General features: G+C 72.3%; 13 protein-coding genes and 3 pseudogenes. 7 read left to right on the forward strand and 9 right to left on the reverse strand.

The genetic code is table 11. From position 1 onward, the window contains the following. Nucleotides 1-42 precede the first annotated feature (42 nt). From LRS04_RS14460 to dgcA, 5 genes are all read left to right on the forward strand, one after another. A complete protein-coding gene (locus LRS04_RS14460; protein WP_257816960.1) occupies nucleotides 43-1614 on the forward strand; it encodes an AlkA N-terminal domain-containing protein in 1572 nt (523 codons plus the stop codon). Next, nucleotides 1595-2122, forward strand: a complete 528-nt coding sequence (locus LRS04_RS14465) for a methylated-DNA--[protein]-cysteine S-methyltransferase (RefSeq protein WP_257816961.1) — start codon at nucleotides 1595-1597, stop codon at nucleotides 2120-2122. Before LRS04_RS14460 ends, LRS04_RS14465 begins: the two co-directional genes overlap by 20 nt. A 132-nt stretch (nucleotides 2123-2254) precedes the next feature. Next, nucleotides 2255-2497, forward strand: coding sequence for a hypothetical protein (locus LRS04_RS14470; RefSeq protein ID WP_257816962.1), 243 nt, complete (start codon nucleotides 2255-2257; stop codon nucleotides 2495-2497). 198 nt (nucleotides 2498-2695) lie between these two features. Continuing rightward, entirely contained in the window at nucleotides 2696-4441 is a 1746-nt protein-coding gene (locus LRS04_RS14475; protein WP_257816963.1) for a hypothetical protein, read from the forward strand. A gap of 960 nt (nucleotides 4442-5401) precedes the next feature. Then, nucleotides 5402-6382, forward strand: coding sequence for an N-acetyl-D-Glu racemase DgcA (dgcA, locus tag LRS04_RS14480; protein WP_257819122.1), 981 nt, complete (start codon nucleotides 5402-5404; stop codon nucleotides 6380-6382). On the opposite strand, the gene LRS04_RS14485 is transcribed toward dgcA, so the two are convergent. Beyond that, nucleotides 6379-6834, reverse strand: coding sequence for a hypothetical protein (locus tag LRS04_RS14485; protein WP_257816964.1), 456 nt, complete (start codon nucleotides 6832-6834; stop codon nucleotides 6379-6381). The two genes, dgcA and LRS04_RS14485, sit on opposite strands and share 4 nt — an antisense overlap. Nucleotides 6835-6955: 121 nt before the next feature. On the opposite strand from LRS04_RS14485, the gene LRS04_RS14490 reads away from it, so the two are divergent. Continuing rightward, on the forward strand, nucleotides 6956-7447 hold the full coding sequence (locus LRS04_RS14490) for a thermonuclease family protein (protein ID WP_257816965.1): 492 nt from the start codon (nucleotides 6956-6958) through the stop codon (nucleotides 7445-7447). A 3-nt stretch (nucleotides 7448-7450) separates the two neighbouring features. Here LRS04_RS14490 and LRS04_RS14495 read toward each other — a convergent pair whose 3' ends face one another. The 4 genes and pseudogenes from LRS04_RS14495 to LRS04_RS14505 all read right to left on the reverse strand — a co-directional run bounded on the left by LRS04_RS14495 (nucleotide 7451) and on the right by LRS04_RS14505 (nucleotide 10772). After that, on the reverse strand, nucleotides 7451-8224 hold the full coding sequence (locus LRS04_RS14495) for an NAD-dependent epimerase/dehydratase family protein (RefSeq protein WP_308238148.1): 774 nt from the start codon (nucleotides 8222-8224) through the stop codon (nucleotides 7451-7453). Nucleotides 8225-8300: 76 nt separating this feature from the next. Beyond that, a pseudogene (locus LRS04_RS26925) lies at nucleotides 8301-8462 on the reverse strand (NAD-dependent epimerase/dehydratase family protein); the annotation flags it as partial. Between the two features lie 25 nt (nucleotides 8463-8487). Beyond that, nucleotides 8488-9397 (reverse strand): annotated as a pseudogene (locus tag LRS04_RS14500) (ROK family protein). A gap of 31 nt (nucleotides 9398-9428) precedes the next feature. Then, nucleotides 9429-10772 carry a dicarboxylate/amino acid:cation symporter gene (locus LRS04_RS14505; RefSeq protein ID WP_257816966.1) on the reverse strand — a complete coding sequence of 448 codons (1344 nt, stop codon included), beginning with the start codon at nucleotides 10770-10772 and terminating at the stop codon, nucleotides 9429-9431. Nucleotides 10773-10932: 160 nt separating this feature from the next. On the opposite strand from LRS04_RS14505, the gene LRS04_RS14510 reads away from it, so the two are divergent. Further along, nucleotides 10933-11685: a sulfite exporter TauE/SafE family protein gene (locus LRS04_RS14510; RefSeq protein ID WP_257816967.1), complete on the forward strand. Its 753-nt coding sequence runs from the start codon at nucleotides 10933-10935 to the stop codon at nucleotides 11683-11685. On the opposite strand, the gene LRS04_RS14515 is transcribed toward LRS04_RS14510, so the two are convergent. The 4 genes and pseudogenes from LRS04_RS14515 to LRS04_RS14530 all read right to left on the reverse strand — a co-directional run bounded on the left by LRS04_RS14515 (nucleotide 11686) and on the right by LRS04_RS14530 (nucleotide 16257). Continuing rightward, nucleotides 11686-13212, reverse strand: coding sequence for a flavin-containing monooxygenase (locus tag LRS04_RS14515; protein WP_374577203.1), 1527 nt, complete (start codon nucleotides 13210-13212; stop codon nucleotides 11686-11688). It lies immediately after the preceding gene. A gap of 79 nt (nucleotides 13213-13291) precedes the next feature. Then, nucleotides 13292-14433 (reverse strand): annotated as a pseudogene (nagA, locus tag LRS04_RS14520) (N-acetylglucosamine-6-phosphate deacetylase). Then, complete coding sequence (locus LRS04_RS14525; RefSeq protein ID WP_257816968.1) at nucleotides 14433-15494, reverse strand: SIS domain-containing protein; 1062 nt, start codon at nucleotides 15492-15494, stop codon at nucleotides 14433-14435. The pseudogene nagA and the gene LRS04_RS14525 overlap by 1 nt, the downstream one beginning before the upstream one ends. A 16-nt stretch (nucleotides 15495-15510) precedes the next feature. Then, nucleotides 15511-16257 (reverse strand): GntR family transcriptional regulator, encoded by a 747-nt coding sequence (locus LRS04_RS14530; RefSeq protein WP_257816969.1) that lies wholly within the window; start codon nucleotides 16255-16257, stop codon nucleotides 15511-15513. Nucleotides 16258-16511: the final 254 nt, after the last annotated feature.

Consider the following 16511-nt stretch of genomic DNA (forward strand, 5'->3'; position numbering starts at 1 on the left):
CCGCGGGATCGCCGTCCGAAAACCGCCACCACGGCGTCATGTGTGTCCGAAAACCGCGAGACTTCGCGGGCCGCGCCGCGCATCCTCTGCGGCATGGACATGACCTTCGACGCCTGCCGCCAAGCCTTCCTCACCCGGGACCCCCGGTTCGACGGTCGCATCTTCGGCGGCGTGAAGACGACCGGCATCTACTGCCGGCCGATCTGCCCGGCCCGGCCGCCTAAGGCGGAGAACATGACGTTCTTCCCGACGGCCGCCGCGGCCCAGGAGGCGGGCTTCCGTCCCTGCCTGCGCTGCCGGCCGGAAAGCTCCCCGGACCTCGGCGCCTGGCGCGGGACGTCGAACACGGTCAGCCGGGCGCTCGCCCTGATCGAGGCCGGGGCCATGGACGCCGGCGACGTCGACACCCTCGCGAGCCGGCTCGGCGTCGGCGAGCGCCAGCTCCGCCGGCTCTTCAAGCAGCACCTCGGGGCCTCGCCGGTCGCCGTCGCCCAGACGCGCCGGGTCCTGCTCGCCAAGCAACTGATCCACGAGACCCATCTGCCGATGGGCGAGGTGGCGCTGGCCGCGGGCTTCGGCAGCGTCCGGCGGTTCAACGAGACGTTCCAGCAACTCTTCGGCCGCTCGCCGGGCCACCTGCGCCGGAGCCAGGCGGCCGAACAGTCCTCCGCGGCCGGGGGGATCACGGTGAGACTGCCCTATCGCCCGCCGTACGACTGGGACGCCATCGAAGGCTTCCTCGCCGCCCGGGCGATCCCGGGCGTCGAGGTCGTGACGCCCCGCCGCTATGCCCGCACCCTGCAGGTCGACGGCGTCTGCGGCGTCGTCACGGTGACGCCGGGCGAGGGGGATTTCCTCGTCGCCGAGATCCGTTTCCCGAAGGTCCAGGCCCTGCCGGCGGTGATCGCCCGCATCCGCCGGGTGTTCGACCTCGCCGCCGACCCGGGCCTGATCGGCGAGCACCTGTCGCAGGATCCGGCGCTCGCGCCGCTGATCGCCGCCCGGCCGGGCCTGCGTGCGCCCGGCGCCTGGGACGGCTTCGAGCTGGCCGTCCGGGCGATCCTCGGCCAGCAGATCACGGTGGTCGCGGCCCGCAACCTCGCCGCCAAGCTGGTGACAGCCTACGGCGCGCCGATCGACGACCCGGTCGCGGCCAAGCTCGGTCTGACGCGGGTCTTCCCGACGCCGGAGCGCCTCGTCGGCCAGGACATCGCGGCGCTGGGCATGCCCCGGGCCCGTGGCGCCGCCCTGGAGGCTCTCGCCCGCACGGTCGCCGCCGACCGGGCGATCTTCACGCCTCGCGCCGACCTCGAGAGCGCGATCGCGGCGCTCTCGGCCCTGCCGGGGGTCGGGGAGTGGACGGCGCAGTACATCGCGCTGCGAGAGCTCCGCGAGCCCGACGCCTTTCCACACGGCGACATCGCCCTTCAGCGGGCGCTCGCCGACGGGGAGGGCCGCCGGCCGACCGCGCCGGAGCTGCTCGCCCGATCCCAGGCGTGGCGTCCCTGGCGCGCCTATGCCGCCCAGCACCTCTGGGCCGCCGACGCGGTCCAGCCCCAGACCCAAGCCATCAAGGCCAAGAGGACCAAGACCGATGCCCGCCGCGCAGCCTGAAACGCTCACCCTCGACCGCCTCCCGACTCCGATCGGCACGGCGCTGCTCGTCACCGACGAACAGGGCGTGCTCCGCGCCTTCAACTGGACCGACTACGAGCCGAAGATGCTGGCTTGGATCGCCAGGCACTATCCCAAGGCGCGGCTCGTCGAAGCCCGCTCGGCGCTCCGACCCGCGTTCGAGGCCTATTTCGCGGGCGACGCCGCCGCCCTCGACAAGGTTCCGTGGAAGGCGTCCGGCACCCCGTTCCAGCTCAAGGTCTGGGAAACGCTGTGCAGCATCCCGGCCGGCGAGACCCTGAGTTACCGCGGTCTCGCCGAACGCATCGGCCGCCCGACCGCCGTGCGCGCCGTCGGCCTCGCCAACGGAGCCAATCCGGTGGCGGTGGTGGTGCCCTGCCATCGGGTGATCGGGACGAACGGCTCCCTCACCGGCTACGGCGGCGGCCTGCCCCGGAAGCAGTGGCTGCTGGCGCATGAGGGTGTCCGGAAGGAACTTGCCGCCTGATGAGACCTGGCCGGAAAGGACGGCTATCCGGCCCGAACCTTTCCAAAATTTCATGCTCGCAGAGGTCGCATCACGGTGCCGCTTCCCGTATAACCATGGTCGACGGGATCGCATCGAGGGCGGGAGGAACCGATGTCGGCATTGACGGACGTGGTCGCCGCCGTGGTGATGCACTCTTCCGCCGTGGCCTTCTCCCATTTCGGCGTCACCGTGGAGCCGCTGCAGATCGACCGTCCGGCTCCGGCCGAACGCGTGATCGCCCGGACGCCGCGAAAGACCGCCGCCCGCATCGAGAAGATGTCGACCGGCACGGCAAGCTCGGACTGCCCCGAGACCCGCAAGCCGCTCCAGCGCCAGGCCGTCGTCCGCGCCTAGGGCGGGAAGTGGCCGGCGCAACTCCTTGCGTCGACGTGACAATCCGCGACTGATTCGCCCTTTTCCACAGGCCGCTGTTTGCGTCCGCGCGGCAGCCGGGTAATCCTTCGCGGGCGGAGGTGGGGGGCCACCGCGCGTGAGCGAAGGGGACGGCCGCGTATGAGGATCGGGAGACGCCAGCCGCCGGCGGATTTCGGCGTGACCGGCCAGCCGGCCGCCGCCAAGCCCGAGCCGATCAACGATCCCTTGCTCGCGCCTGCCCAGGAAGCCGTCGAGACCATGCCCGCCGCGCCGCTGGAGCCGCCGGCCTCGCGCGGCGAGGTCGCCCGCGCCGAGATCCAGCCGCCGGCGCGCCGCACCGAGGATTTCGCCGACGCCGCCGATGGCTTCCGTGCGCCGCCGGCCTGGCCGGTCTACCTGACCGCGCTCGCCGTCTCCGTCCTCTGGGCCGTGGGCCCCATCGCGTTCGCCGTGGGCTACCGCAACCGGGTCGCGCCGCTGACTGAGGACATGTTCGCCCTCGCCGTCTTCGCCCTGCTGGCGATCGGCCCGGCGATCTTCGTCTGGGGCTGCGCCTACATGATCCGTCAGGGCCAGAAGCTCGGCGCCGAGGCGCGCCGCGCCAAGGCCATGGCCGAGGACATGCTGTCGCCCGCCATGGTCGCCGCCGCCCGGGCCGGGCATGTGGTGCAGGCGGTCCGGGACGAGATCACCGCCGCGGGGCTGGCCGCCGACCAGGCGCGCGAGACCCTCATGGCGCTGCGCCAGGCGGTCGCCGACGAGACGCTTCGTCTGACCGACGCCACCCGGACCTCGGTGCGCACGGCCCAGGACCTGGCCGGCACGCTCGGCAAGGAGCGGACCGAGATCGCCACCCTGGCCGACAGCCTGGACGCCCGCGCCGCGCAGGTGGCCGACACCATCGGCGCTCAGGCCCTCAGGGTCGTGGAGGCGAGCGACGCGGCGGGCGAACGCCTGCGGATCGTCGAGCAGGAACTGGCCCAGACCCTGGACAACCGCGTCGCCAAGATCACCGAGGCGATCGGCAATCAGGCCCGGATGGTCGCCGAGGCCGCCGACGTCGCCGAGGCCCAGCTCCGCGAGGCCGAAGGCGTCATGGCGGCCCGGGCCGCCGACTTGGCCGCCGCTGCGGGCGAGGTGGGCGACGCCGCGCGCACCGCCGGCGAGGACCTGACGCGCCACATCGCCCGCCTGGAGACCGCCGGCGCCGGTGTCGCCGACCAGGTGAAGGCCGTGGAGGGCGGGCTGATCGGCCACCGCACCGCGCTCGTCACCCTGTCCCAGGCGCTGAAGGCCGACCATTCGGGGTTCGCGGCGGAGGCGGAGGCCCACGCGGCCCAACTCGGCGAATTCATCAGCCAGGCCCGGCTCTCGGCCGCCGAGATGAACGAGCGCGCCATGCGCGGCTCAGAGACGCTGAAGGCCCTGATGGCCGACGCCGCCGAACAGTTCCGCGACCTCGCCGAGACCGCGCGGGCCGAACGCGAGGAGTTCGGTCAGTCGACCCTGCAGTCGCTGGACGCCGTGTCGTCCGCGGCCGCGGAACAGCGCCTGCAGCTCGAGTCCCCAGACCCGCGCGGCGATCGACGCGCTCGCCCGCGCCGCCGAGGAGACGCGCGAAGCCGCCGCCAGCCACGCGGCCACCGCCCGCGAGCAGGTGGACCAGCTCTCCGAAGCCGCCTTCAGCGCCGGCCAGAAGGCCAACCAGGTGTTCGAGGCGAGGCTGGCCGAGGCCCGCGCGCTCGTCGAGCAGTCGTCCCAGATGGTCGAGGAGGCCGGCAAGGCGACGGCGAAGAAGCTGGAGGAGGGCGCCGCCGCCGCCCGCGCGACGCTCGGCGAGCTGGAACAGATGCTGGGCGAGCTGGAGAGCCGGGTGAGCCTGCTGCCGGCCGCCGCGCAGGGTCAGGCCGCCCAGGTGCGTGAGACCGTCGTCCAGGGCATGGACGAGCTGATGGCCGCCGCCCGCCGCACGGCGGAGGAGGCCCAGGCCATCGACGCCGCCTTCCAGGAGCGCGTACGCCGCAACTTCGAGATGCTGAGCGAGGCGGTGCGGCTGATGGGCTCGGTCGCCGCGTCCCCACCGCCGCCGCTGGCGCCTGCGCCGCTGGCCGCCGTGCCGCCGCCGCGCCCGGCCGCGCCGCCTTCCTTCTCCGCCTCGGCGGCCTTCACCCAGACCCCTCGTGCGCAGCCGCCGGCTCCCGAACCCGAGCCGCCCGCGCCCGCGCCTGCGCCGGAGCCTGCCGCCGCGCCCGAGGACCTGATCCTCGACGAGATCGCCGAGCCCGCGAAGAAGCCGGCCAAGGGACGGAAGACGCAGGCCCAGCCCGAACCCGAGCCCGAGCATCCAGCCGGCGCGCTGGCCGCGCGCCTGGGGCTGCGCCCGCGCCTGAAACTGACGCCGACGGCGACGGACGAGGAGTTCAGCCAGGTGTTCGAGGCCGCCGGCGGCCCGCCCCCGGCCGAGACCAAGGGCGATGGGTGGACCTGGAAGGACCTGCTGGCCTCGGTGGACGGCGGTCCGGGAGAGGGGGCGGATCTGCAGGCCGGGCTCGCCGCCGAACTGGCCGGCATGGGTGTCGATCCCGCCAAGCTGCTGCCCAAGGCGCGGATCGACGAGATCGCCGCGGCCGTCCAGACCGGCGACCTAGACGGCGCCCGCCAGGTGGTCAAGAAGCTCGCCCCGGCCGCGACCCGCCGGATCGTCCGGCGGCTCTTTACCGACGAGGCCCTCAAGGCCCGGGTCGCAACCTATATCGGCCGCCACCAGGCGCTGGTCGACGACGCGGTGGTACGCGATCCCGAGGGCTTCCTGATGGCCGAGCTGCTCGGCTCCGACGCCGGGCGGATCTACCTCCTTCTCGACGCCGCGGTGGGGGACACGGCCTGAGGCGTCTCGCCGCCCGGGACGAGCGGTGGCCGCTGCGCGACGCCTTCGTGATCGCGCGCGGCGTCAAGACCGAGGCTCATGTGGTGGTCGCCGAGATCACCGACGGCCAGCATGTCGGACGCGGCGAGGCGGTGCCCTACGCCCGCTACGGCGAGGATGTCGACGGCGTCCTGGCCGAGATCGTGGCCATGCGCGGCGCCATCGAGACCGGCGCCGGCCGCCACCTGCTGCAGGGCTTGATGCCGGCGGGCGCGGCGCGCAATGCGCTGGACTGCGCGCTCTGGGACCTGGAGGCCAAGCAGGCGGGCGTGCGGGCCTGGACTCTGGCCGGCCGCGACCGCCTCGATCCGGTGAAGACGTGTTTCACGCTCAGCCTGGACACCCCGGACGCCATGGCCGCGGTCGCGCGGGCGAACGCGCGGCGGCCGATGCTGAAGCTGAAGATCGGCGGGCCGGACGATCTCGACCGGATCGAGGCCGTCCGGCAGGCGGCGCCGCGCACGCGGCTGATCGTCGACGCCAACGAGGGCCTGACCTTCGCCGACCTGACCCGGCTCGCCCCGGACCTCGCGCGGCTCGACGTCCAGCTCGTGGAGCAGCCGCTGCCGGCCGGCGAGGACGGCGCGCTGGAAGGCTGGGCGAGCCCGGTGCCGCTCTGCGCCGACGAGAGCCTGCACACCCGCGCCGAGCTCGCGGCCTGCGCGCGGCGCTACGCCTACGTGAACATCAAGCTCGACAAGGCGGGCGGCCTCAGCGAGGCGCTGGCGACGGCGGCCGAGGCCCGGGCGCTGGGGCTGGAGCTGATGGTCGGCTGCATGGTGGGGACATCGCTGGCCATGGCGCCCGCCATGATCGTCGCTCAGGGCGCGCGGGTGGTCGACCTCGACGGACCGCTGCTGCTGGCGCGCGACCGCGAACCCGGCCTGCCGATCTCGGGCTCGTTGATCGAGGCGCCGCCGCCGGAACTCTGGGGTTAGTTGACCGTGTATCCACGCCCCTTGAGGCAGGCGGCAAGGGCATTGTTGTAGCCCTGCAGGTTCGCCTCCTGCCGGGCCTTGGCTTCGCGGTTGGCCCGTCGCTGGCGGGAGCCGCCGACGACGACGCCGGTCGCCGCGCCGACCGCAGCCCCGCCGCCAGCCTCGCCGCCGAGCGAACCGGCCAGACCGCCGACGGCCGCCCCGGCAAGGGCCCCGCGCGCCCGGGCGCCCTTCTGTTCCGGCGGCGCCTGGGCGAGCGCCGGATCGAAGCCGGTCTGGTTCACCGCCCAGGTGTTGCACTCGCTGCGGTCCTGGTTCTGCTTCGACTGGCTCTGGCCCTTGGCGGGGTAGACGCTGAGGCCGGGCGCCGGCGGCGGCTGGGCGATGGCCGGAACCGCGATCGCGCCGGCGGCCAGGCCGATGACGGTGAGGCGAAAGGTCTTCGAGAGCACGGAGGCCTCCTGAATCTGCGTGCGGATTAGGCAGGCCCGCCGGCCGCGGCGGTATCGGGTGTTCTCCGGAGCCTTCCTCCGGTCTTGCCGGCCCCGGCCCATGCACTATGTGCGGTGAAGCATGCGCCTTCGCCTCGTCCTTCTCCCGCTGGCCGTCGCCGCGGCCCTGGCCGGCTGCGACAGGCCGGAACCGCCGCCCGAGGCCGCGCCCCGGCCGCCCGAGCCGGCGCTCACCGAGCGGGTCAAGGTGCTGAACGCCGATGTCCTGGTCGTCGATGGCCAGCACATCCGACTGGCCGGCGTCTGGGCGCCCCAGCCGATCCCCGACGCCCGCTGCTGGGCCGAGGCGCTGGCCGCCCGCGAAGCGACCGCGAGGATGCGCGAGATCATCCAGCAGGGCAGCGAGATCACTGTCGCGCCGAGCGCCGCCAAGGACGCCTACAACCGGACCATCACCCATGTGACGGTCGACAGGCTGGACCTCAGCGACGCCCTCGCCGAACGGGGCCTGGCCGCGGTCTCGGACCGTTACCGCTTCGGGTGGTGCGAACCGATCAGCACGAACGAGCCCGGCGCGCCGCCCATGCGCTCGCTGATGGACTTCGGCCGCTAGGCCTCAGACCTTGTAGTACTCGCGGTACCAGTCGACGAAGCGGCCGACGCCGACCTCCAGAGGCGTGTTCGGCGCATAGCCGAGCGCCGCCATGGTCTCGGCCACGTCCGCTTCGGTGTTGGTCACGTCGCCGGGCTGCATGGGCAGGATGTTGAGCACCGCCTTCTTCCCGAGCTTCTCTTCGAAGACCGCGATGTAGCGCATCAGGTCGATGGGCCGGCTGTTGCCGAGGTTCAGCACCCGCCAGGGTGCGACTCCGCTGGTCGCGGGATCGGGCGCCTTCGGGTCCCAGTCGGGATTGGGCTGCGGCGGTCGGTCGAGCGCGGCGACCAGGCCTTCGACGATGTCGCCCACGTAGGTGAAGTCGCGCTGCATCTTGCCGGCGCCATAGAGGTCGAGGGGCGTCCCTTCGGCGATCGCCTTGGCGAACTTCATCGGCGACATGTCCGGCCGGCCCCAGGGGCCGTAGACGGTGAAGAACCGGAAGCCGGTGCAGGGAATGCGGAAGAGGTGGGCGTAGGCGTGGGCCATGGCCTCGTTGGCCACCTTGGTCGCCGCATAGAGGGTGATCGGGTGCACCGCGTGGTCGTGCACGTTGAACGGCAGCTTGCCGTTGGCGCCGTAGACCGAGCTGGTGGACGCATAGAGAAGGTGGGCCGGCTGCACCGCGCGGCAGCCCTCGAGGATGTTCAGGAAGCCGACGAGGTTGGACTCCGCATAGGCGTGCGGGTTCTCGAGGCTGTAGCGGACGCCGGCCTGGGCGGCGAGGTGGACCACATGGGTTGGCTTGGTTTCGGCGAACAGGGGCGGCGACGCCCTCGCGGTCGGCGAGGTCGAGGCGGGCGTGGCGATAGCCGGGCGTCGCCTCCAGGATCGCGAGGCGCGCCTCCTTCAGCGAGGGATCGTAGTAGGCGTTGAGGTTGTCGAGGCCGACGACCTCGTCGCCGCGCTCCAGCAGCCGCTGCGCCAGGTGGAAGCCGATGAAGCCGGCCGAGCCGGTGACCAGGATCGCCATGGCCCGCGTCTATGGCACGGATGCCTTATGGAGGCGATGGGCCGTCCCACAGCCACGCGGCGCCGCGGACGCCGGAGCTGTCGCCCCATTGCGCCGGGACGAACCGCGCCTGCCACCGGTCGGAGAACACCCGGGCGGCGACCGCGGCGGGCAGGCGGTCGTAAAGGTCCGGGATGTTCGACACCCCGCCGCCGAGCACGAAGACCTCCGGGTCGACGACATTGCAGATGACCGCCAGCCCCCGGGCCAGGCGGTCGACGTAGCGGTCCAGCGCGGCGGCGGCGTCCCGGTCGCCGGCGCGGGCGGCCTCGGCGATCCGGTCGGGGGCGAGGTCGCGGCCCGTGGCCTCGCGGTGGTTGCGCCGGAAGGCGGGGCCCGAGATCCAGGTCTCCAGGCAGTTCCGCTGGCCGCACCAGCAGGCGGGACCTGGGTGCTCGCCGTCGCCCGGCCAGGGGAGGGGGATGTGGCCCCACTCGCCGGCGATGGCGTTGGCGCCCTCCACGAGCCGTCCGCCCAGCACCAGCCCGCCGCCGACCCCGGTGCCGAGGATCACGCCGAACACCGACGCGGCCCCGGCCGCCGCGCCGTCGGTCGCTTCGGACAGCGCCAGGCAGTTCGCGTCGTTGGCGTAGCGGACCGGACGGCAAAGCGCAGATCTCCAGGTCCTCCCGGAAGGCGCGGCCGTTCAGCCAGGTGGAGTTGGCGTTGCGGATCAGGCCCGTCGCCGGCGAGATCGAGCCCGGCCCGCCGACCCCGACGGGACCGCCTTTGCCGGCCTCGGCCTCCACCTCGGCGATCAGGGTGCGGACGGCGGCCAGGGCCTCGTCGTAGCGGCCGGGGTTGGCGAGCCGGCGGCGGGACAGGAAGCGGCCCCCGGCGTCGAGCGCCGCGGCCTCGATCTTGGTGCCCCCGAAATCCACGCCGAGCCGGATCATCGGCCCGTTATAGCCGGCGCGCCGCCCCCGCCTAGGCCGAGACGGCCTCCGGGCTGCCGACCTCGGCGGGCGTCCGGCCGGCGTCGTAGGCGGCCTGGTCCAGCAGGCCCTGGCGCTTGGCGACGATCGTCGGGACGAGCGCCTGGCCCGCGACGTTGACCGCGGTGCGGCCCATGTCGAGGATCGGATCGATGGCGAGCAGGAGCCCGGCGCCCTCCAGCGGCAGGCCGAGTGTCGACAGCGTCAGCGTCAGCATCACCGTCGCCCCGGTGAGGCCGGCCGTCGCCGCCGAGCCGAGGACCGAGACCAGCACGATCAGCAGATAGTCCGTCGCATGCAGCGGCACGCCGAAGAACTGGGCCACGAAGATCGCCGAGATCGCCGGATAGATCGCCGCGCAGCCGTCCATCTTGGTCGTCGCGCCGAGCGGGACCGCGAAGGCGGCGTAGGCGCGGGGCACGCCCAGGCCCGTCTCGGTCACCGCCTCCGTCACCGGCAGGGTGCCGATCGAGGACCGGGAGACGAAGCCGAGCTGGATCGCCGGCCAGGCGGCGCGGAAGAACCGGAGCGGGTTCAGGCCGTGGACCGCGAGCAGCGCCGGATAGACGACGAAGAGGACGAGCCCGAGCCCGATGTAGATCGCGAGCGTGAACTGGCCGAGCTGGCCCAGCGCGTCCCAGCCGTACTTGGCGACCGCATTGCCGAGCAGGCCGATGGTGCCGATCGGCGTCAGCCGGATCACCCACCAGAGCACCTTGCGCACCACCGCCAGCGCCGAGGCGTTGAAGGCGAGGAAGGTCCGGCCCGCCTCGCCGGCCTTCAGGGCGGCCGCGCCGATCACCAGCGAGATCACGAGGATCTGCAGGACGTTGAACGACACGGTGGTGGTCGCCGAGCCGTCGGCGAGCTTGGTCGAGGCCGTCAGCCCCAGGAAGTTCGCCGGCACCAGGCCGGTCAGGAAGTCGAGCCAGCTCCCCGTGGTGGACGGCGCCTTGGCGGCGTCCGCCGCGACGGCCGTGTGCAGGCCGGGCTGCAGCGCGAGGCCCAGCGCGATGCCGATGCCGACGGCGATGAGGGCGGTGATCGCGAACCACAGGAGCGTGCGCCAGACGAGGCCGGCGGCGTTCTGCAGTTCACGGAGGTTGGCGATCGAGGCCACGATGGCCGTGAACACCAGCGGCGGGACGAGGGCGCGCAGGAGCTGTACGAAGCTGGAGCCCACGATCCGCAGCGTCTCGGCGAGCGCGAAGCCGGGCTCGCCCTCCTCGGCGCCGAGGTTGCGGGCGAACAGGCCCAGCGCCAGGCCGAGCACCATGCCGGCCAGGACCTGCCAGCCGAAGCTCGAGATGAAGCGGGACGGACGGGCGTCGGCCATGGGCTTTCCTTGCTGCCGGTCCACTTTCTCTAGCGCGCAAGTCGGAATTCAAGCGCCGCCGAAATTCTGCAGCCGTCATGAGAACGCCTGAGGCGGCCGGAAAGCCAGCGGAAGCGGCGCCGGTTGCCGGGCAAGCGAGCGCCCGCTAGGCCGGGAGGCGATGCTGACCGATCCCCTGTTCTACGCCCTGGCGATCCCGGCCGTGGTGCTCATGGGCCTCGCCAAGGGCGGGTTCTCCGGCGTGGGCGCCATGTCCATGCCCCTGCTGGCGCTGGCCATCTCGCCGGTGCAGGCGGCGGCCATCCTGCTGCCGATCCTGATCGTCCAGGACATGGTCAGCGTCTGGGCGTTCCGGCGCGACTGGGACCGGGGCATCCTGCTGGTGATGGTCCCGGGCGCCATTGCCGGCATCGTCGCCGGCTATCTGCTGGCCGCGAAGGTGTCGGCCACTGCGGTGCTGGGCGTGCTGGGAGCGATCTCGATCCTCTTCGCCCTGCACCGCCTGTGGCTCTCCCGCGGCGGCCGGATCGCGGCCCCGGCCAACTCGCCGGGCTGGGTCGGCGCGATCTTCGGCGTCATTGCCGGCTTCACGAGCCAGATCGCCCACGCCGGCGGCCCGCCGTTCCAGATGTGGGTGCTGCCGCGCGGCCTGACGCCGGCCAGCCTGATCGGCACCACCGCCATCTTCTTCGCGCTCGTGAACTGGATAAAGGTCCCCGCCTATGTGGCGCTCGGCCAGTTCACGCCTACGAACCTGCTGACGGCCGGCGTGCTGATGCCGGTGGCGATCGCGTCCACCTTCGCCGGCGTCTGGCTGGTGAAGCGGATCGAGGCCGAGCGGTTCTACACTCTCATCTACATCCTGATGGCCGCCGTCGGGGTCCAGCTCCTCTGGAAGGCGATCGCCGGCTAGCTATTCCGCCGCCTGCTTCACCCGGGCCCCGCCATAGGCGAACTCCGGCGCATCGAGGTCGATCAGCGGGAAGACGTCCTTCTCGCCCCAGTAGTCCTGGCTGTGCTGCCACTCGGGGGCGTCGGCGCGCTTCGGCAGCTTGTCGAGGCCGCGCATCAGGTAGCCCGGATTGAAGTTCTCCGGGTCGATCCAGGAGAGCCGGGGCACGCCGGGCTCCGCGGGCTCCACCATCACCTTCGAGACGCCCTTGTCGTCCATGTGGGCGAGCAGCCGGCAGACGAAGTCGGCGATCAGGTCGGCGCGCAGCGTCCAGCTCGCCCGGAAATAGCCGAACACCCACACGAGGTTGGGCACGCCGGTGAACATCATCCCGCGATAGGTGAGGGTGTCGCCCCAGTCGACCGGCCGGCCGTCGACGCTGAACGGGATGTCGCCCATGACGCTGAGCTCAAAGCCGGTGGCGGTGATCACCACGTCGGCTTCCAGGAGCTTGCCCGACTTCAGCCGGATGCCGTCCGCCTCGAACCGCTCGATCTCGTCGGTGACGACGGAGGCCTTGCCGGCCGCGACCGCCCGGAACAGGTCGGCGTCGGGCACGAAGGCGATCCGCTGGCGCCACGGCCGGTATCGCGGCGTGAAGTGCTCGGCCGTGAGCTCGGGGCCGACGAGGGCCGTCACGCCGGCCAGCAGTTCCTGCTTCACGGCCTCCGGCTCCTCGAAGCTGCGCCGGGTGAACAGCGCGCCGTCGTGCAGCCGCTTGCGGCGCACGATCTCGTGGATCCAGGTCTCGTCAATCTGCAGCTGGCGCAGGGTGTCGGCCAGCTCGTCGACGTTGCGGCCCGGGAAGAAGTAGGTCGGCGAGCGCTGCAGCATGGTCACGTGGGCGCAGTCGTCGGCGATGTTGGGGATCAGGGTGGCCGCCGTGGCGCCCGAGCCGATGACGACCACCTTCTTGCCGGCGATGCCGGGATCGTCCGGCCAGGTCTGAGGGTGGATGACCTTGCCCTTGAAGTCCGAAAGGCCCGGCCAGTCGGGCGTGTAGCCCGTGTCGTGCCGGTAGTAGCCCTGGCACATCCAGAGGAAGCCGGCGGTGAACCGCAGGGTCTCGCCGGTATCGCCGCGGACAGCTTCTACAGTCCACAGGTTGGTCTCGCTGGACCAGCTCGCGCCGATGATCCTGTGGCGGTAGCGGATGTGCCGGGCGAGGTCGTTCTCGGCGATCACCTCGCCCATGTAGCTGAGGATCTCGGCCGCCGTGGCGATCGGCGGCCCGACCCAGGGCTTGAAGCGGTAGCCGAAGGTGTAGAGGTCGCTGTCCGAGCGGATGCCCGGATACTTGTGGGTGAGCCAGGTGCCCCCGAAGCTCTCCAGCGCCTCCAGCACCACGAAGCTCTTGCCCGGCGACTGGTGCGTGAGGTGGTAGGCCGCCCCGATGCCCGAAATCCCGGCGCCCACGACCACGACGTCGAAGTGCTCCACGCTGCCCATTCCGCCACCTCCCTGCGGGCGATCTCTGTCCGCCACCATGGGGTCGCGGACGGACGCCTCCTTGATCGGGATCAAGCGAAACTGATCGGCGATAAGGAATCAAGCCGCCATATTCGGCTCACGCGGGAAGTTGACCGCCGATCCAGGTGGTCACGACCTGGCCCGCGTCGTCCAGCAGGGCGAGGTCGGCGCGCAGGCCGGGCGCGATGCGGCCGAGCTCGTGGTCGAGACCGAGGAACTGGGCCGGCGCCTGGCTGGCCATCCGCAGCGCGTCGGCAAGGTCGACGCCCAGCATCTCCACCGCGTTGCGGACCGCGCGCGCCATGTCGAGGTCCGAGCCGGCGAGCGTGCCGTCCGGCGCGACGCAGACGCCGTCCCGCACGGTGATGGTCTGGCCCTGCAGGACGAAGGTCTTGTCGGTCAGGCCGACGCTCGGCATGGCGTCGGTGACGAGCATGAAGCGGTCGAGCGGCCGGCAGCGGAGGGCCAGCCGCAGCACCGCCGGGTGGATGTGGCGGCCATCGACGATGATTCCGCAGAACGCGCCCTGGTCCTCCAGGGCCGCCCCAACCGCGCCCGGCGCCCGGCTCTGCAGGGGCGACATGGCGTTGAAGAGGTGGGTGAAGCCGCTGATGCCGGAGGCCAGAGCCGCCTGAGTTTCCTCGTAGGTGGCGTCGGTATGGCCGGCCGCGACGACCACGCCGGCCGCGGTCAGCCGGGCGATGCAACTCGCATCGGTAGCTTCCGGCGCGAGGGTGACGAGCGTCTTGCCGGCCTGCAGCGAACTCAGGAGCTCGATGGCCGCCGCGTCGAGCGTGAGGAACTTCGCCTTGTCGTGGATGCCCGCCCGGGCCGGGCTGAGGAAGGGCCCTCCACGTGGACGCCCAGCACGCCCGGCACGCCCTGCGCGATCGCCTGCTCGACGGCGCGCATGGCCCGGTCGATGGCGGCGAGGTCCTCGCTGATCAGGGTGGGAAGGAAGCCGGTCGACCCGAACTTCCGGTGCGCCGCGCCGATCGCGGCGATCGCGTCGACGCTGAGATCGTCATTGAACAGCACCCCGCCGCCGCCGTTCACCTGGGTGTCCACGAAGCCCGGGACCAGCAGGCCGCCGGCCAGATCGTGACGAGCATCGGCCCGCGCGAGGGCCTCGGCCTCCGGCAGGACAGCGGCGATCCGGCCGCCGTCGAGGACGACGCCCATGCCCTCGGCGATGCCCCGGCCGTTGAGGATGCGGCCGCCTGTGAGCGCGACAGACATCAGACGGTCCTCGTCACCTTGGCGAGGCCGGGCGGCCGGTCGGGGTCGAAGCCGCGCTCGCGGGCGAGGCGCTCGACCATGCCGTAGAAGCTCTGGGCCAGCAGGACCGGCTGCAGCAGCGGGTCGGCGGCGACCGAGGGCAGGGCGATGGCGCCGGGCGCGGTCCCGCCGGCCAGCAGGACGTTCGCGCCGGCCGCGGCCAGCTCGGCGGCGAGCTGTTCGACGCCCTCGCGCGTCTGGTCGTCCTGGGCCAGGATCAGAACCGGGAAGCCGTCGCGGGCCAGGGCCATCGGACCGTGGCGGACCTCGGCGGCGCTGAACGCCTCGGCGTGCAGGCCGCAGGTCTCCTTGAACTTGAGCGCCGCCTCCTGGGCGGCGGCGAAGCCGGGGCCCCGGCCAAGCACGTAGAGGCTCTGGGCGTCCTCCAGGACCTCCAGGGCCGGCGACCAGTCGCACTGGCGCGCGGCCGCCATCTTGGCGGGCAGGTCGGCCAGCGCGGCCTCCAGAGCGGCGTCCTCGCTCCAGGCGGCGACGACCTGGGCGATGCCCGCGAGCGCGGCGAGGTAGGACTTGGTGGCCGCCACCGACAGCTCCGGCCCGGCCCACAGCGGCAGCTCGGCGTCGGCGATGGCCGCGAGCGGCGAATTCGGGGCGTTGACGAGGGCGACCAGGGTCGCGCCGCCGGCCTTGGCGGCCTCGGCCGTGGCGATCAGATCCGGGCTCGCGCCGGACTGGCTGATGGCCATCGCCAGCACGTCGCCGGCGTCGGTCGCCGAGCCATAGACGGAACTCACGGATGGCGCCGCCGAGGCGGTGATCAGGCCGAGCCGGGTCTCGATCAGGTACTTGGCGTAGGTGGCGGCGTGGTCCGAGGAACCGCGGGCGCAGGTCAGCACCAGGCGCGGCGGCCGGGCGCGCAGCTCGGCGGTGAGCTCGCCCACAGCCTCGGCGTTGCGCGTCAGCAGGTCGCCGACCACGCGCGGCGCCTCGGCCGCTTCCTGGGCCATCAGGCTGGACGCACGGGCGTCGTTGCGGGGCGCCTCGGGACTCACGTGGGGCAACTCGGCTCCTTCCGGCTTACGAGGTCAGGGCGTTGAGCTCGGCCACGAAGTCGTAGGCGTCGCCGCGATAGTAGGACTGGGTGAATTCCACCGGTCGGCCGTCCTTGAGGAAGCCGCGCCGCTCGATCAGCAACCCGGCGTCCCCGGGATGAACGCGGAGCAGGGCCGCCTGTTCGGGCGTGAAGAGCACGGCGCGCAGGCGCTGCAGCGCGCGGGTGGGGCGATTGCCGGCGGCTTCCAGCGCCTCGTAGAGCGAGGAGCCCACCGCCTGGAGCGAGGGCAGGGCGTAGCCCGCCAGCGTCGAGTACTCGAGCGCCATCGGCAGGTCGTCCGCGAAGCGGATGCGGTGGAAGCGATAGACCGTCGATCCCGGACTGAGCCCCAGGACCATGGACTCCTCCGGCGTCACGGCGGCTTCAGTCCGCTGCAGCCACTCGCTGCGCGGCGTGCGCCCGCGGGAGATCATGTCCTCGCTGAACGACGACAGCTTGGAGAAGCTCTTCTCCACGCGGCTGGCGACGAAGGTTCCGGCGCCCTGCCGGCGCAGCAGCAGGCCCTCGGCGACGAGGCCGTCCAGCGCCTTGCGCACGGTGATGCGGGAAACCGCGAATTCCTCGGCCATGTCCCGTTCGGGCGGCAGGGCCTCGTCGGGCGCCAGCACGCGATTCTGGATGGCGACGCGGATCTGCTGCTGGAGCTGCTGGTACAGCGGCCCCCTCGCTTGCGGATCCAGGCTCCCGATCAGTTCTGCAAACGCTGGCACGGCGCCCCCGACCGAATGACAGGCCGCACCATGGCGGCCCTTGCTCTATAGGTCACGTGTCTGACCAATTCCATACCAATTATCGAATGAACTGCAATTGGTCCTCTTTTCGCTTGCATCGGTTCATTTTTCCGTCACAGCTTAGCCCCCGCTCCCGAGTGCCTTGGGAGGAGTTTGCCCGAGTCGTGCGGCGTATTGGCACGTAATTGGTCACATGGGGGCGAGCCAATGGGCCGCCGTAGGGGAGAAGAATC

This window comes from Phenylobacterium sp. J367 (assembly GCF_024699985.1).
In the GTDB taxonomy this organism is placed as follows: domain Bacteria; phylum Pseudomonadota; class Alphaproteobacteria; order Caulobacterales; family Caulobacteraceae; genus Phenylobacterium.

Bases quoted from the DNA above. Each gene is read 5' to 3' on its own strand.
- LRS04_RS14465 (WP_257816961.1), top strand. From the start codon at position 1,595: ATGCCCGCCGCGCAGCCTGAAACGCTCACCCTCGACCGCCTCCCGACT.
- LRS04_RS14470 (WP_257816962.1), top strand. From the start codon at position 2,255: ATGTCGGCATTGACGGACGTGGTCGCCGCCGTGGTGATGCACTCTTCC.
- LRS04_RS14490 (WP_257816965.1), top strand. From the start codon at position 6,956: ATGCGCCTTCGCCTCGTCCTTCTCCCGCTGGCCGTCGCCGCGGCCCTG.
- LRS04_RS14505 (WP_257816966.1), bottom strand. From the start codon at position 10,772: ATGGCCGACGCCCGTCCGTCCCGCTTCATCTCGAGCTTCGGCTGGCAG.
- LRS04_RS14510 (WP_257816967.1), top strand. From the start codon at position 10,933: ATGCTGACCGATCCCCTGTTCTACGCCCTGGCGATCCCGGCCGTGGTG.
- LRS04_RS14515 (WP_374577203.1), bottom strand. From the start codon at position 13,212: ATGGTGGCGGACAGAGATCGCCCGCAGGGAGGTGGCGGAATGGGCAGC.